The sequence below is a fragment of the Duffyella gerundensis genome (genome assembly GCF_001517405.1).
Classification (GTDB): domain Bacteria; phylum Pseudomonadota; class Gammaproteobacteria; order Enterobacterales; family Enterobacteriaceae; genus Duffyella; species Duffyella gerundensis.
Map to the genome: position 1 here is coordinate 2,350,948 of NZ_LN907827.1, position 14,540 is coordinate 2,365,487.

At 55.5% G+C, this 14,540-nt stretch carries 16 protein-coding genes; 15 read left to right on the forward strand and 1 reads right to left on the reverse strand.

The annotated features are described in order from the left end of the window. Positions 1–36: 36 nt before the first annotated feature. Positions 37–351, reverse strand: a complete 315-nt coding sequence (gene fliE, locus EM595_RS10985; protein WP_067431689.1) for a flagellar hook-basal body complex protein FliE — start codon at positions 349–351, stop codon at positions 37–39. A gap of 236 nt (positions 352–587) precedes the next feature. Here fliE and fliF point away from each other — a divergent pair, with 236 nt between their 5' ends. From fliF to EM595_RS11060, 15 genes are all read left to right on the forward strand, one after another. Then, on the forward strand, positions 588–2,318 hold the full coding sequence (fliF, locus tag EM595_RS10990) for a flagellar basal-body MS-ring/collar protein FliF (RefSeq protein ID WP_067431692.1): 1,731 nt from the start codon (positions 588–590) through the stop codon (positions 2,316–2,318). Beyond that, entirely contained in the window at positions 2,315–3,307 is a 993-nt protein-coding gene (fliG, locus tag EM595_RS10995; protein ID WP_067431695.1) for a flagellar motor switch protein FliG, read from the forward strand. The genes fliF and fliG overlap by 4 nt, the downstream gene beginning before the upstream one ends. Further along, entirely contained in the window at positions 3,300–3,995 is a 696-nt protein-coding gene (gene fliH, locus EM595_RS11000) for a flagellar assembly protein FliH (protein WP_067431697.1), read from the forward strand. Before fliG ends, fliH begins: the two co-directional genes overlap by 8 nt. Continuing rightward, on the forward strand, positions 3,995–5,359 hold the full coding sequence (gene fliI, locus EM595_RS11005; RefSeq protein WP_067431700.1) for a flagellar protein export ATPase FliI: 1,365 nt from the start codon (positions 3,995–3,997) through the stop codon (positions 5,357–5,359). Before fliH ends, fliI begins: the two co-directional genes overlap by 1 nt. A gap of 19 nt (positions 5,360–5,378) precedes the next feature. Continuing rightward, on the forward strand, positions 5,379–5,822 hold the full coding sequence (gene fliJ / locus EM595_RS11010) for a flagellar export protein FliJ (RefSeq protein WP_067431702.1): 444 nt from the start codon (positions 5,379–5,381) through the stop codon (positions 5,820–5,822). Next, positions 5,819–7,114, forward strand: coding sequence for a flagellar hook-length control protein FliK (locus EM595_RS11015; protein WP_067431704.1), 1,296 nt, complete (start codon positions 5,819–5,821; stop codon positions 7,112–7,114). Before fliJ ends, EM595_RS11015 begins: the two co-directional genes overlap by 4 nt. 130 nt (positions 7,115–7,244) lie before the next feature. Further along, positions 7,245–7,733 (forward strand): flagellar basal body-associated protein FliL, encoded by a 489-nt coding sequence (gene fliL / locus EM595_RS11020; RefSeq protein WP_067431706.1) that lies wholly within the window; start codon positions 7,245–7,247, stop codon positions 7,731–7,733. 4 nt (positions 7,734–7,737) lie between these two features. Beyond that, the gene (gene fliM, locus EM595_RS11025; RefSeq protein WP_067431708.1) at positions 7,738–8,745 is read left to right on the forward strand and encodes a flagellar motor switch protein FliM; all 1,008 of its coding nucleotides are present in this window, start codon (positions 7,738–7,740) and stop codon (positions 8,743–8,745) included. Further along, a complete protein-coding gene (fliN, locus tag EM595_RS11030) occupies positions 8,738–9,142 on the forward strand; it encodes a flagellar motor switch protein FliN (RefSeq protein ID WP_067431711.1) in 405 nt (134 codons plus the stop codon). Before fliM ends, fliN begins: the two co-directional genes overlap by 8 nt. A 2-nt stretch (positions 9,143–9,144) precedes the next feature. Next, entirely contained in the window at positions 9,145–9,537 is a 393-nt protein-coding gene (gene fliO / locus EM595_RS11035) for a flagellar biosynthetic protein FliO (protein ID WP_067431713.1), read from the forward strand. Next, the gene (fliP, locus tag EM595_RS11040; RefSeq protein WP_173645395.1) at positions 9,537–10,271 is read left to right on the forward strand and encodes a flagellar type III secretion system pore protein FliP; all 735 of its coding nucleotides are present in this window, start codon (positions 9,537–9,539) and stop codon (positions 10,269–10,271) included. Before fliO ends, fliP begins: the two co-directional genes overlap by 1 nt. 49 nt (positions 10,272–10,320) lie before the next feature. Further along, complete coding sequence (fliQ, locus tag EM595_RS11045) at positions 10,321–10,590, forward strand: flagellar biosynthesis protein FliQ (protein WP_067431724.1); 270 nt, start codon at positions 10,321–10,323, stop codon at positions 10,588–10,590. Continuing rightward, on the forward strand, positions 10,590–11,381 hold the full coding sequence (gene fliR / locus EM595_RS11050) for a flagellar biosynthetic protein FliR (RefSeq protein WP_067431726.1): 792 nt from the start codon (positions 10,590–10,592) through the stop codon (positions 11,379–11,381). The genes fliQ and fliR overlap by 1 nt, the downstream gene beginning before the upstream one ends. A 634-nt stretch (positions 11,382–12,015) precedes the next feature. After that, positions 12,016–12,651 (forward strand): transcriptional regulator RcsA, encoded by a 636-nt coding sequence (rcsA, locus tag EM595_RS11055; protein ID WP_067431729.1) that lies wholly within the window; start codon positions 12,016–12,018, stop codon positions 12,649–12,651. A gap of 159 nt (positions 12,652–12,810) precedes the next feature. Then, positions 12,811–14,511 (forward strand): methyl-accepting chemotaxis protein, encoded by a 1,701-nt coding sequence (locus EM595_RS11060; RefSeq protein WP_067431731.1) that lies wholly within the window; start codon positions 12,811–12,813, stop codon positions 14,509–14,511. Positions 14,512–14,540 lie beyond the last annotated feature (29 nt).

Consider the following 14,540-nt stretch of genomic DNA (forward strand, 5'->3'; position numbering starts at 1 on the left):
CTGGCCGCAACACGGCGCGCCTGCGGATGCGCGATGTTACAGCTGCATATTCATAATGTCGCTGTAGGCGCTGACCAGCTTGTTACGCACCTGAATGCCCATCTGCATAGAGATAGAAGACTTTTGCAGATCGACCATCACATCATTTAGCGCGATGCCCGGCTTACCTAATTCAAAATCCTGCGCCTGCTGACGTGCGCTGGTTTGTGTCTCGCTGATTTTATCCAGCGCTGAACGCATTTCTGCGGCGAAGTCGGCATGGCCTTCATTCGCTTTACTGCTCTGATTGCCCGCCTGCAGCGCGGTTTGCTGCAGCTGTTGAATCATACTTTCGATGCCCTGAATCGCCATTGTTGCCTCGGTTTGCTACGGGATATTTTTTCGATGGACGAGAAGTTAGCACATTGTCAATGAGACAAAGGCTGTAAATGACATCAAAAAGCATGGCTTATCCACCCATCGAAATTTCGGTTTAGGAAAATAATGGCACTCCATTGGGGTGGAACTTAATAAAGCCGTCGTATCAGGGAGTCAGTTTTGTCACCACTACACATTAAGTCGGGTCAACCGTCAGGCAGGAATGGGTCATGAATGCTACCGCAACACAGGATTCCGAACAAAAGAAGGGCTTAGGTGACCTGTTAGCACGTCTGCGCGCTAATCCCCGTATTCCATTGATCATCGCCGCCGCAGCTGCCATCGCAGTTGTGATCGCTATGGTGTTATGGGCTAAGTCACCTGCTTACAGCGTCCTTTATAACAACCTCTCCGATGAGGATGGCGGCGCCATTGTCACCCAGCTGACACAGATGAACATTCCTTACCGCTTTGCTGAGCAAGGCGCGCTAATGGTGCCAGAGGCAAATGTTCACGAGCTGCGTCTGCGCCTTGCGCAGCAGGGTCTGCCTAAAGGCGGATCGGTCGGCTTTGAGCTGCTGGATAAAGAGAAGTTTGGTATCAGCCAGTTCAGCGAGCAGATTAACTACCAGCGTGCGCTGGAAGGGGAACTCGCTCGTACCATCGAAACGCTGGGCCCGGTTAAGAACGTGCGCGTTCACCTGGCGATGCCAAAACCGACCCTGTTTGTGCGCGAACAGAAAGCGCCTTCAGCATCCGTGACGCTGAACCTACAGCCGGGTCGCGCCCTGGATGAAGGCCAGATCAGCGCCATCGTTCATATGGTTTCAAGCAGCGTTGCCGGCCTGCCGCCGGGTAACGTTACCGTGGTTGATCAGACCGGTCGTCTGTTAACCCGCTCCGATTCGGAAGGCCGCGATCTGAATGATGCGCAGCTGAAGTACGCCAGCGAAGTGGAAAGCCGCTATCAGCAGCGTATCGAAGCGATTCTGAATCCGATTGTTGGCATGGGCAACGTGCATGCGCAGGTCACCGCGCAGATTAACTTCGACGCCCGTGAGCAGACCGATGAGCAATATAAGCCGAACGGTTCGCCGGAAAACAGCGCCATCCGTTCACGTCAGAGCAGCAACAGCGAGCAGATTGGTAGCCCGTATCCAGGCGGCGTGCCGGGTGCACTCTCTAACCAGCCGGCGCCGGCAAACAGCGCCCCACTGACCACCCCAGCGGCGAACACCGCGCAAAATGGTCAGGCGGGTCAGAACGGTAATGCAGCGAATAACGCCAACGCGAACGCCGGTACCAGTGCCAGCACCACGGCACGTGCAGCGGGCCCGTCGAATACGCGTCAGGACAACACGACTAACTACGAGCTGGACCGGACGATTCGCCACACCAAAATGAACGTCGGTGATGTGCAGCGTCTGTCGGTGGCCGTGGTGGTGAACTACCGCGCCGATGAGAAAGGCAAGGCGATTGCGCTGACTGAAGCACAGCTGAAACAGATCGATGACCTGACCCGTGAAGCGATCGGTTTCTCTACCAACCGTGGCGACAGCGTGAATGTGGTGAACTCGCAGTTCAGCGCCGAAGACAACAGCATTGCTGAATTGCCGTTCTGGCAGCAGCAGGCCTTCTTCGACCAGATGATGAATGCCGGTCGCTGGCTGCTGGTGGCGCTGGTTGCCTTCATCCTCTACCGCAAGCTGGTGCGTCCGCAGCTGAAGAAGAAACAGCTGCAGGAACAGGCGGTCAGCGACGCCACTGCCGCACGCAGCGAGCAGAAACAAGATGGCGAGGCCTACTCGGTCACGCTGAGCAAAGATGAGCAGGATCAGGAACGTAAATCTCAGCAGCGCATGAGCGCCGAAGTGATGAGCCAGCGTATCCGCGATATGTCTGAGAACGATCCGCGCGTTGTAGCGCTGGTTATCCGCCAATGGATGAGTAACGAACTATGAGTCTGACCGGAACCGAAAAAAGCGCCATCCTGATGATGACCGTTGGTGAAGAGCGCGCGGCTGAGGTGTTCAAGCACCTCAGCGCCCGCGAAGTCCAGCACCTCAGTGCGGCGATGGCCAACATGCAGCAGATTTCACACAAGCAGCTGACCGAAGTGCTGCGCGAGTTTGAGATCGATGCCGAGCAGTTTGCGGCGCTGAGCCTCAACTCCAACGATTACCTGCGTTCAGTGCTGGTCAAGGCGCTGGGCGAAGAGCGCGCAGCGACGCTGCTGGAAGATATCCTCGAGACGCGCGAAACCACCACCGGTATGGAAACGCTGAACTTCATGGAGCCGCAGAGCGCGGCCGACCTGATCCGCGACGAGCATCCGCAGATCATCGCCACCATTCTGGTGCACCTGAAGCGTTCTCAGGCGGCCGACATTCTGGCGCAGTTCGACGATCGCCTGCGTCACGATGTGATGCTGCGTATCGCCACCTTTGGCGGCGTCCAGCCAGCCGCGCTGGCCGAGCTGACCGAAGTGCTCAACTCGCTGCTTGATGGTCAGAACCTCAAGCGGGCGAAGATGGGCGGCGTGAGAACCGCAGCGGAGATCATCAACCTGATGAAAACCAACCAGGAAGAAGCGGTTATGCAGGCAGTGCGCGAGTTCGACGGCGAACTGGCACAGAAAATCATCGACGAGATGTTCCTGTTCGAAAACCTGGTGGATGTCGACGACCGCAGTATCCAGCGCCTGTTGCAGGAAGTGGAATCGGAGCAGTTGCTGGTCGCCCTGAAAGGCGCCGAGCAGCCGCTGCGCGAGAAGTTCCTCAAGAACATGTCGAACCGTGCGGCCGATATTCTGCGCGACGACCTTGCCAACCGTGGTCCGGTACGTATGTCTGCGGTAGAAGGCGAACAGAAAGCGATCCTGCTGGTCGTGCGTCGCCTGGCAGAGAGTGGCGAAATGGTAATTGGTAGCAGTGAGGAAACCTATGTCTGATGCCTTTTCAGCCCGCCCATGGCAACCCTGGCTGCCGCAGGATTTAGGCCGCAGCGATGAGCCAACGTTTGAAGAGATTGTACTGCCGGAAGGCGTGCCGGAAGATCAGGTTGATGAACAGCAGCAGATGCTGGAGCGCCTGCAGATGCAGGTGCGCACCGAAGCGCAGGGCAAAGGTTACAGCGAAGGCCATCAACAGGGTCTGAGTGAAGGTCAGCGTGCAGGTTACGACGCCGGGTTTCAACAGGGTCTGCTGGAAGCCCAGCAGCAACAGGCGCCATTGCAGGCGCGCATGCAGCAGATGGTGACCGAATTCCAGCACACGCTGGAAGCGCTCGACAGCGTGATCGCCGCTCGCCTGATGCAGATGGCCTTAGCCGCCGCGCGTCAGGTGATTGGTCAGGCCACGCAGATTGATGGCTCCGCGCTGCTGAAGCAGATTCAGAACATGCTGCAGCAGGAGCCGATGTTCAGCGGTAAACCGCAGCTGCGGGTGCACCCGGACGATCTGCCGCGCATCGAGCAGACGCTGGGCGTGACGCTGGATATGCACGGCTGGCGCCTGCTGGCCGACAGCACGCTGCATCCGGGCGGATGCAAAGTCACCGCTGAAGATGGCGATCTTGACGCCAGCGTCGCCACACGCTGGCACGAACTCTGCCGCCTTGCCGCGCCAGGAGAACTGTAATGACTTCATCACGTCTTTCCCGCTGGTTGGGTGCGCTCGACGCGTTTGAAAAACGTATTCCCGAAGTGCCGAACGTGCGCCGTTATGGACGGCTGGTGCGCGCTACCGGCCTGGTGCTGGAGGCAACCGGTCTGCAGCTGCCGCTCGGCGCCACCTGCGTGATTGAACGTAATGATGGCCGCGGCGTGACCGAAGTAGAAAGCGAAGTGGTGGGTTTTAATGGCCAGCGGCTGTTTCTGATGCCGCTGGAAGAAGTGGAAGGTATTTTGCCCGGCGCGCGCGTGTTTGCTCGCGTCAGCGGTGATAACGCGCAAAGCGGCAAACAGCTGCCGCTGGGTCCGGAACTGCTGGGCCGCGTGCTTGATGGCCAGGCGCGTCCGCTGGATGGTTTGCCCGCGCCCGATACCGGCTACCGCGCTCCGCTGATCACGCCACCTTTTAACCCGTTGCAACGTACGCCAATCACCGATGTGCTCGACACCGGCGTACGGGCGATCAACGCCCTGCTCACCGTCGGTCGCGGTCAGCGTATGGGTTTATTTGCCGGTTCCGGCGTTGGCAAAAGCGTACTGCTCGGCATGATGGCGCGCTACACCAAAGCGGACGTCATTGTGGTCGGGCTGATTGGCGAACGTGGGCGCGAAGTAAAAGACTTTATTGAAAATATTCTCGGCACCGAAGGCCGCGCCCGCGCGGTGGTCATCGCCGCCCCGGCTGACGTCTCGCCGCTGCTGCGTATGCAGGGTGCCGCCTACGCCACGCGCATCGCCGAAGATTTTCGTGACCGTGGCCAGCACGTGCTGCTGATCATGGATTCCCTGACCCGTTATGCCATGGCACAGCGTGAAATCGCCCTCGCTATCGGCGAACCACCGGCCACCAAAGGCTATCCGCCTTCAGTATTTGCCAAGCTGCCAGCGCTGGTGGAACGCGCCGGTAACGGCATTGACGGCGGCGGTTCCATCACCGCGTTTTATACCGTATTAACCGAAGGCGATGACCAGCAGGATCCCATCGCCGACTCCGCGCGTGCCATCCTCGATGGTCACGTGGTGTTGTCGCGCCGCCTGGCGGAAGCGGGCCATTATCCGGCGATTGATATCGAAGCCTCGATTAGCCGTGCAATGACCTCGCTAATCGACGAAACACATTACGCCCGCGTGAGGCAATTTAAACAACTGCTTTCCAGCTTTCAGCGCAACCGCGATTTGGTCAGCGTCGGCGCCTATGCGCATGGCAGCGATCCGCAGCTGGATAAAGCGATAAAGCTCTACCCGGAACTTGAATCGTTCCTGCAGCAGGGCATTTTTGAACGCAGCAGCTATGACGATGCCTGCCTGCACTTGCAGGCGATCTTCGGCTGACGCCGGTTGGAGTTAAATCATGGCATCAGGTAGTGCAATTGACACCCTGCGCGATCTGGCACAGCAGGAGCTGGAAAAAGCGGCGATTCATCTCGGTGATATGCGCCGTGGCCAGAAGCAGGCGGATGAACAGCTCACCATGCTGATGGATTATCAGGATGAGTATCGCAACAAACTGAATACCGATATGTCCGGCGGCATCGCCAACAACCGCTGGAGCAACTACCACCAGTTTATTCAGACGCTGGAAAAAGCGATCGATCAGCATCGCAGCCAGCTCCTGCAGTGGAATCAGAAGCTGGAAAAAGCGCTGAGCCACTGGCGCGAAAAACAGCAGCGGCTGCATGCCTACGAAACGCTGATCTCGCGCGCAGAAGTACAACACCTACAACAAGAAAACCGTCTCGATCAGAAACGGATGGATGAATTTGCCCAACGGGCCGCACTGAGGAAAGGCGAATGATTACGTTGCCCCTGCTTGCCACCGGTGTCAAAGCTGGCGCTCATGCCGGCAAAGCCGATGCCAGCGGATTGACCGATGCCCTGACCGGCGACGGTACCGGCGCACTGCCGGAAGGATTTGTCACGCTGCTGGGCAATCGCCTGCTGGCGCTGGCGCAGAGCGGTGCCGAAAACGGCAAAGCGGCGATTAAAGCTGCGCCCGCCGATGAGAAAGCGACGCCGGTTGGCGAGCTGAGCGCCCTGCTCTCCTCGCTGGAGCAGCCGGGCAGCTTAAGCACATTGTTGCAGCCGGAAAATGCTAAAGGCGCGGTGAAATCCGCCGATGATAAAGAGAAGCAGCCGCTGGAAGCGCTGTCCGACAGCGACAAGCAGACCTTGCAGGCGCTGTTCGCCATGCTGCCGCAGGCGGCACCGATCGTGCCCGCTGCGCAGCAGGTCACGCAGGCCACCAGCAGCGATCTGTCTGTGCTTTCTGGCGGCGGTAAAAGCGGCGGCAATAATGCGCTGCTGAGCGCGCTGCTGGGCAAGGCTTCCGCTAGCGGTGAAACCGATGACGATGGCGTCACCACGCCAGGCAGCCTGCTGACCAGCGCGGGCGCCAGCACGTCCGGCACCACGACGGCGTCGAGCGCTGCCGCTGGCGCGATGGGTTTGCAGGCAGGTAGCAGTAACAGCAACGCGCAGCAGCTGGACGCCAGCTTCCAGCAGATGCTGGGCGGCGCGTTAAAAGAGAGCATCAAAGATCAGAATGACAACAGCGCTGCGGTGACGCTGACCAGCGCCAGCAGTGTGGCGATGGCACCCACCGCGTCGGCCACCACCAGCACACCGATGACGCCGCAGCTCAATTCACAGCTCGGCAGCCCGGAATGGCAGCAGGCGCTGAGCCAACAGGTGTTGATGTTCAGCCGCAACGGTCAGCAACACGCTGAGCTGCGTCTGCATCCGGAAGATCTGGGTTCAATTCAGATCAGCCTGAAAATCGACAACGATCAGGCGCAAATGAGCATGGTGTCGGGTCACAGCCAGGTGCGTGCCGCGCTGGAAGCGGCAATGCCGCAGCTGAGAACCGCCCTGGCGGACAGCGGAATCAACCTGGGCCAGAGCGACGTCAGCGGTGAAACACTGCCACAGAATCAAGGCTTTACTGGCCAGCAGGAGAACCGCCGTGATGCACAAAGCGGGATGTTCAGCCTCGGCCAGGATGATGAACACGAGATAACGCCTATTGCCGTCCCGGCAGCCCTCCAGGCGCGCGCGAACGGCAGCGGCTCTGTCGATATTTTTGCCTGACAGCGACAAACGCTGAAGGTAAGCGCAAAACCCGCGTCTTTTCTTGCCATTGGTTTGGCTTAAGACGCGGGATAATCTCTTCTACCGGGCCACTCCGCCCGTCGATAAATTCACAGGAAGTACAGCAAAAATGGCTGACAACGCAAAAGCTAAAAGTGGCAAACGTAAAATCTTAATCCCGGTGTTGCTGGTATTGACGCTGGCCGCTTGTAGTGTGGCAGGCTATGCAGTCTGGCGAATGATGAATAAAACCGACGGTCATGACAAAGCGGCAGCCGCGAAAGTGGAACCGCCAGCGGCACCGGTATTTTTTGCACTTGATACATTTACGGTTAACCTGGTCAATCCCGATAACGATCCCGATCGCGTGCTGTATGTGGGTTTCACCCTGCGTCTGCCCGATGAAGCGACCCGTGTTCGGATGAATGATTATTTGCCTGAGGTGCGTAGCCGTCTGCTGCTGCTGCTCTCTCGTCAGAACGCACAAGGTCTGGCGGTTGAGCAAGGTAAGCAAGAACTGGTCAAACAGATCGTTCAGGTGCTGGCGCCTCCGCTGGTGAAAGGTCAACCTCCGCAGGTAGTAAGCGATGTGCTGTTTACTGCCTTCATTTTGAGGTGAATCAATGGGCGATAGCATTCTTTCCCAGGCTGAAATCGATGCGCTGCTAAATGGCGACAGCGACAGCGCGGAAGATGAGAGTAAAAGTACGGTTGGTGAGAGCAACATTCGCCCTTACGACCCGAATACCCAGCGTCGCGTGGTGCGCGAGCGTTTACAGGCGCTGGAAATCATTAATGAACGTTTTGCCCGTCAGTTTCGTATGGGCCTGTTTAACCTGCTGCGCCGCAGTCCGGATATCAGCGTCGGGGCGATCAAGATTCAGCCGTACCATGAGTTTGCCCGCAACCTGCCGGTGCCGACCAACCTGAACCTGATCCACCTGAAACCGCTGCGCGGCACCGCTCTGTTTGTGTTTTCACCAAGCCTGGTGTTCATTGCGGTGGACAACCTGTTTGGCGGTGACGGTCGTTTCCCGACCAAAGTGGAAGGCCGTGAGTTTACTCATACTGAGCAGCGTGTGATCCGCCGCATGCTTAAGCTGGCGCTGGAAGGCTACAGTGATGCATGGAAAGCGATTTACCCGCTCGACGTAGAGTATGTGCGTTCCGAGATGCAGGTGAAGTTCACCAACATCACCACTTCACCGAACGACATCGTGGTCACCACGCCGTTCCAGGTGGAGATTGGTAACCTGGTCGGTGAGTTCAACATCTGTATTCCGTTTTCGATGATTGAACCGCTGCGTGAACTGCTGGTTAACCCGCCGCTGGAGAACTCGCGGCAGGAAGACCGTCACTGGCGTGACACGCTGGTGAAGCAGGTTCAGCATTCAGAGCTGGAGTTGATCGCTAACTTCGCCGATGTCTCGCTGCGCCTGTCACGGATTTTGCAGCTGAAGCCTGGTGATGTATTACCGATAGACAAACCAGACAGAATTATTGCGCACGTCGACGGTGTGCCGGTGCTGACCAGCCAGTATGGCACCATCAATGGCCAGTACGCCTTGCGTGTCGAGCATTTGATTAACCCAATTTTGAATTCGCTTAATGAGGAACAGCCCGATGAGTGACAGTAATAAGCCGTCCGATGATGTCTCTGCGGACGATCTGTGGGCTGAGGCAATGAACGAGCAGATCAGCACGCCAGCTGCGTCGACTGACAACGTATTTAAGTCGCTGGAAGCGGGTGAGCTTGGCGGCTCGCTGCAGGATATCGACCTGATCATGGACATTCCCGTTAAGCTCACCGTTGAGCTGGGTCGTACCAAGATGACCATCAAAGAGCTGCTGCGCCTGACACAGGGTTCGGTGGTGTCGCTGGATGGCCTGGCGGGTGAGCCGCTGGATATCCTGATCAATGGTTACCTTATCGCCCAGGGCGAAGTGGTGGTCGTGGCGGATAAATACGGTGTTCGTATCACCGATATCATTACGCCTTCTGAACGCATGCGTCGTCTGAGCCGCTAAGTATGAAAAGCCAAACCCAGCAGGTAGAGAGTATCGGCGCGCCGGCGATGTCGCCCGGCTCGGTACTGACCCAGGTCAGCGGCGTACTGGCGCTGATTGTGATGTTGATTCTCGTCTGCGCGTGGCTGGCTCGTCGTACCGGTTTTGCGCCGAAACGCGGCAACCTGCGCGGACTGAACGTCAGCGCCAGCGTGACCGTCGGCCAGCGCGAACGCGTGGTGATTGTTGATATAGAGGACGCGCGGCTGGTGCTGGGCGTCACTGCTCAGCAGATTACCCATCTGCATACCCTGCCACCGCGTGAACCCCAGGCCGATGCGCCTGATGCGCCCGCCCCGGCAGATTTCCGTCAGATTCTTCACACGTTAATTAAACGTCCCGGTAAACCGCAATGATTCGACGCCTGTTGATACTGCTGCCACTGCTGATGCTGGCGGCCCCGGTTGCTCACGCTCAGCTGCCGGGTTTGGTCAGTCAGCCACTGGCCAACGGTGGCCAGAGCTGGTCGCTGCCGGTGCAGACACTGGTATTTATTACCTCGTTAACGTTTCTGCCCGCTATTTTGCTGATGATGACCAGCTTTACGCGCATCATCATCGTGTTCGGCTTGCTGCGTAACGCACTGGGCACGCCATCCGCACCGCCAAACCAGGTGATGATGGGCCTCGCGCTGTTTTTAACCTTCTTTATTATGGCGCCGGTGTTCGACAAAATTTATCAGGATGCCTATCTGCCGTTTAGCCAGGATAAGATCAGCATGGAAGTGGCGATCGATAAAGGCATCCAGCCGCTGCGCGCCTTTATGCTGCGTCAGACCCGTGAAGCGGATCTCGCCCTGTTTGCACGCCTGGCCAACACCGCGCCGATTGCCGGACCGGAAGAGGTGCCAATGCGCATCCTGCTGCCCTCTTATGTCACCAGCGAACTGAAAACGGCGTTCCAGATTGGCTTTACCGTGTTTATTCCGTTTTTGATTATCGACCTGGTGGTCGCCAGCGTGCTGATGGCGCTGGGTATGATGATGGTGCCACCGGCGACCATTTCACTGCCGTTCAAACTGATGCTGTTTGTACTTGTTGATGGCTGGCAGCTGCTGATTGGCTCGCTGGCGCAAAGCTTCTACTCCTGATCACCCTCTGCAACGGCGGCGTAACGCGGCCATAACCGGGACTCTTACCATGTCACCAGAATCAATTATGGCTATGGGCCATGAGGCGATGAAAGTCGCGCTCATTATGGCTGCCCCGCTGCTGCTGGCGGCGCTGGTCAGCGGTTTGTTCATCAGTTTGCTGCAGGCAGCGACCCAGATTAACGAACAGACACTGTCATTCATTCCGAAAATTCTCGCCGTTGCGGCGACCGCAGTTATCGCTGGTCCGTGGATGTTGAACCTGATCCTCGATTATATGCGCACGTTATTTACTAATATCCCGAACATGATCGGCTGATGATTAATTTCGAGAGCGGCCAGCTAATGCTTTTGGTCAGTCAGTTCTTCTGGCCACTGGCCCGCGTGCTGGCATTAATTACTACCGCTCCCATCCTGAGTGAGCGCAGCATCAGTAAAAAGGTGAAAATCGGCCTCGCGGTGATGATTACCTGGCTGCTGGTGCCTTCGCTGCCGCCGGTCAACGTCACCATCTTCTCGGCCAACGGCTTTGGCCTGCTGCTGCAACAGATGCTGATCGGCGTGGCTATTGGCTTTACCATGCAGTTCGCCTTTGCCGCGGTGCGTCTGGCGGGAGAGATTATCGGCCTGCAAATGGGCATTTCCTTCGCAACTTTTTTCGATCCTGGGAGCCGGCTCAACATGCCGGTACTTGCTCGTTTCCTTGATATGCTCGCCATGCTACTGTTTCTGTCATTCAACGGGCATTTATGGTTAATCTCGCTGTTAGCCGACAGTTTTCACACCTTACCGATAGGCGGCAGCCTGGTAAACTCCAATGCTTTCATGGCACTGGCCAAAGCAGCAGGGCTAATTTTCCTTAATGGCATGATGTTAGCGTTACCCTTAATAGTTTTACTCCTCACCTTAAATATGGCCCTGGGTTTGTTAAACCGTGTTTCACCTCAGCTGTCGGTGTTCGCTATCGGTTTTCCCATTACCTTGTCCATCGGTATTCTGACCATGGGTCTGTTAATGCCCTTGGTTGCGCCGTTCTGCGAACATCTCTTTAGTGAAGTATTTGATCTACTTTCTGAGATCCTTTCTGAATTGCCCCGAACCAATAGTTAAGGTTTCATACCTTATTACTTATCGATAGTTAAGCGTTTAAAATCAATCAGCCTGTTTTTCGCACCATTTTTTTTAGAATTTCACTAAGGAAATTCTGATAAAGCGACTTTTTATCTGAAAATCATTCTTATTAGGTCCGGCTTCAAGTATTTTACCGCTGTGATTTTAGGATTACGTCCAGTACTGATTTTGCAGGTAAAAAAATCAACTGGCTGTTTTTAAAGGAAAAATACTCAAGTACAATTTTTCTTGTCTAAACTCATTTTTTACGGCATTGTCAACACGCTCAAAAACGTCACACATTCGGGATTTAAATGTTTTTAAGAATTGTCCTATCAGAAAGTTCCTGCTTCTGCGCGATAGTGACAACGCTCGCAAAACGTTTAACCAATATGTGCAGTGTCACACTTTTCCGGCAAGCTATTTGCTGGCGTGTGACCGGCGGCATACGAGCATTTTGACATCGCAATAACCCAACTATGCAGCAATATCATGGAAGAAGAGATGACTTCTGAAAGGGGCAACGCCAGGCCTTTCGAAGAGGCACGTTATTTGTGTCGATCGAAATCTCTCTCAAATACTACCTATTCATCGTTGATTTAAACGGATAACAAAATTGGTGAGGGTCGCTAACATGCCAACGATTATTATGGATTCATGCAACTACACACGACTGGGTTTAATGGACTACATGTCAGTGAAGGGAGTCAAAAAGAAAAATATTTATTCCGTTGCAGATATTGAACAACTACACACAAAATGCCAACAACTTCAGCCAGGCGTTGTATTTATCAACGAAGACTGCTTCATTCATGAAACAGACGCCAGCGAACGCATTAGAAATATAATTAATCAGCACCCTGAAACACTCTTTTTTATTTTTATGGCGATTTCAAACATCCATTTTGAGGAATATCTCTACGTTCGTAAGAACCTGATTATTACGTCAAAGTCGGTCAAGACGTCGACACTGGATTCGCTGCTGAGTACCTATTTGCAAAAGAAAATTAATGCATCGCCACGGATTTCTGCCGGGCTCGACATTCATCCACTGACCTTAAGTCAGACTGAATCAAATATGTTGAAGATGTGGATGTCCGGGCACGATACCATTCAGATTTCCGACAAGATGCAAATAAAGGCTAAGACGGTTTCCTCTCATAAAGGAAATATTAAGCGTAAAATTAAAACCCATAATAAGCAGGTTATTTATCATGTGGTGCGCTTAACTGACAACGTCACCTCCGGGATTTACGTCAACATCCGCTGATTACTGCCCGCAGCCTGAACAAAAAGCCGACGCTCGTCGGCTTTTTTTATGCCCAAAGTGCGATGCCGATCGCACTTTTTACGCTCATCCTTTCTCCGGCCTTGCCGATCTTATTAGCAGACAAACGGCAGCCCCTTCCCCTGAATGAGAGCAAAGGATATGAACAACACATCGTCTACTGCCGCGCCCGGCAGCGTGGGTTTCTGGCAAAATGTGCGGCTGATGCCGCTGTTCGCCACGATTTTCACCGGCATTTTATTATTGTTCGCGCTATCAATTGGCCTGGCGAGCTGGTTTCTGAATAAAAGTAACGATTATCTGGCGCAGTCTAACCAGGAAATTCAGATTCGCATGGGCATTTCCAACAGCTCAAACCACCTGCGTACCGCGCGTCTGAATATTATTCATGCCGGTGCCGCGGCGCGTATCGGGGAAATGGATGAGTTTCGCGCTAACGTGGCTAAGACGGAAAAACGCATTCAGCAGGCACAGGAAGGTTTTAATATCTATTACAACCGCCCGAATAAAAAACCGGAAGGCATTGCGCTGGATAAGCCGTTAAAAGAACATTTTGACGCCTACGTTAATCAGGGCTTATTGCCGATGGTGAAATCAGCCAAAGATGGCAGTTTTGAAGGGGTTATTGCTCAGGAAACTGACGTAACCCGCAAGCTGGATGACGCTTATAACGACGTGCTGTTACAGGCCATTAAGCTGCGTACTCAGCGTGCCGACGCGATTAAAACCAACGCCGCGCAGCAGAGCGCGCTGGGTTACAGCTTTATGGCCGGTGCCTTTATTCTGGCGCTGGTATTGGTGCTGATGACCTTTGTGGCCCTGCGCCGCATTGTTATTTCGCCGTTACGCCTGTCAGTGGATCGCATTGAACGTATTGCGCAGGGCGACTTAACCCAGCCGGAACAGCAGTGGGGACGCAACGAAATTGGTTCGCTGGGCCACAATCTGCAATTAATGCAGCAGTCGCTGGTGAAAACCGTGGGCACGGTGCGCGAAGGCGCAATGGCCATCTTCCAGGGTTCCGGTGAAATCTCAGCGGGCAACACCGATCTCTCTTCCCGTACCGAGCAGCAGGCCGCCGCGCTGGAGCAGACCGCTGCCAGCATGGAGCAGCTGACCGCCACGGTGAAACAGAATGCGGAAAACGCCCATCACGCCAGCCAGCTGGCCGCCGATGCTTCCGGCAAGGCGCGTAACGGTGGTGATATCGTCAGCGGCGTGGTTAACACCATGAACAATATCTCCAGCAGCTCGAAGAAAATTGCTGAAATTACTACTGTGATCAACAGCATCGCTTTCCAGACCAATATTCTGGCGCTGAACGCCGCCGTGGAAGCAGCGCGTGCCGGTGAGCAGGGGCGTGGATTTGCCGTGGTCGCCAGCGAAGTACGTAATCTGGCGCAGCGCAGCGCCCAGGCAGCGAAAGAGATTGAAGGACTGATTGCGGAATCGGTAGATTTGATCGGCAAAGGCTCTAACCAGGCGAGCCACGCCGGTAACACCATGACCGATATCGTTGATGCGGTGCGTCGCGTTACCGACATCATGGCCGAGATTGCCGCCGCCTCCGACGAACAGAGTCGCGGCATTCAGCAGGTCAGCCAGGCGGTGACCGAGATGGACAACGTCACGCAGCAAAACGCCGCGCTGGTGGAAGAAGCCTCAGCCGCCGCCTCTTCGCTGGAAGATCAGGCAGGCAAACTGACCCAAGCGGTTGCCACCTTCCGCGTCACCGCGCAGGAAGCGCCGCAGTCGCTCGCTGGCAGCGCCCCACTGAAGAAGCCGCAGCTGTCGCCGCGTCCGGCGCTGGCCGCTGATGGCGGCAACTGGGAAACCTTCTGATAAAAAAGGGGCCTGCAATGCAGGCCCCT

What these genes read in the sequence shown, in the direction of transcription:
- fliE (WP_067431689.1), bottom strand. Translation starts at nt 351, where the DNA reads ATGGCGATTCAGGGCATCGAAAGTATGATTCAACAGCTGCAGCAAACC.
- fliF (WP_067431692.1), top strand. Translation starts at nt 588, where the DNA reads ATGAATGCTACCGCAACACAGGATTCCGAACAAAAGAAGGGCTTAGGT.
- fliG (WP_067431695.1), top strand. Translation starts at nt 2,315, where the DNA reads ATGAGTCTGACCGGAACCGAAAAAAGCGCCATCCTGATGATGACCGTT.
- fliH (WP_067431697.1), top strand. Translation starts at nt 3,300, where the DNA reads ATGTCTGATGCCTTTTCAGCCCGCCCATGGCAACCCTGGCTGCCGCAG.
- fliI (WP_067431700.1), top strand. Translation starts at nt 3,995, where the DNA reads ATGACTTCATCACGTCTTTCCCGCTGGTTGGGTGCGCTCGACGCGTTT.
- fliJ (WP_067431702.1), top strand. Translation starts at nt 5,379, where the DNA reads ATGGCATCAGGTAGTGCAATTGACACCCTGCGCGATCTGGCACAGCAG.
- EM595_RS11015 (WP_067431704.1), top strand. Translation starts at nt 5,819, where the DNA reads ATGATTACGTTGCCCCTGCTTGCCACCGGTGTCAAAGCTGGCGCTCAT.
- fliL (WP_067431706.1), top strand. Translation starts at nt 7,245, where the DNA reads ATGGCTGACAACGCAAAAGCTAAAAGTGGCAAACGTAAAATCTTAATC.
- fliM (WP_067431708.1), top strand. Translation starts at nt 7,738, where the DNA reads ATGGGCGATAGCATTCTTTCCCAGGCTGAAATCGATGCGCTGCTAAAT.
- fliN (WP_067431711.1), top strand. Translation starts at nt 8,738, where the DNA reads ATGAGTGACAGTAATAAGCCGTCCGATGATGTCTCTGCGGACGATCTG.
- fliO (WP_067431713.1), top strand. Translation starts at nt 9,145, where the DNA reads ATGAAAAGCCAAACCCAGCAGGTAGAGAGTATCGGCGCGCCGGCGATG.
- fliQ (WP_067431724.1), top strand. Translation starts at nt 10,321, where the DNA reads ATGTCACCAGAATCAATTATGGCTATGGGCCATGAGGCGATGAAAGTC.
- fliR (WP_067431726.1), top strand. Translation starts at nt 10,590, where the DNA reads ATGATTAATTTCGAGAGCGGCCAGCTAATGCTTTTGGTCAGTCAGTTC.
- rcsA (WP_067431729.1), top strand. Translation starts at nt 12,016, where the DNA reads ATGCCAACGATTATTATGGATTCATGCAACTACACACGACTGGGTTTA.
- EM595_RS11060 (WP_067431731.1), top strand. Translation starts at nt 12,811, where the DNA reads ATGAACAACACATCGTCTACTGCCGCGCCCGGCAGCGTGGGTTTCTGG.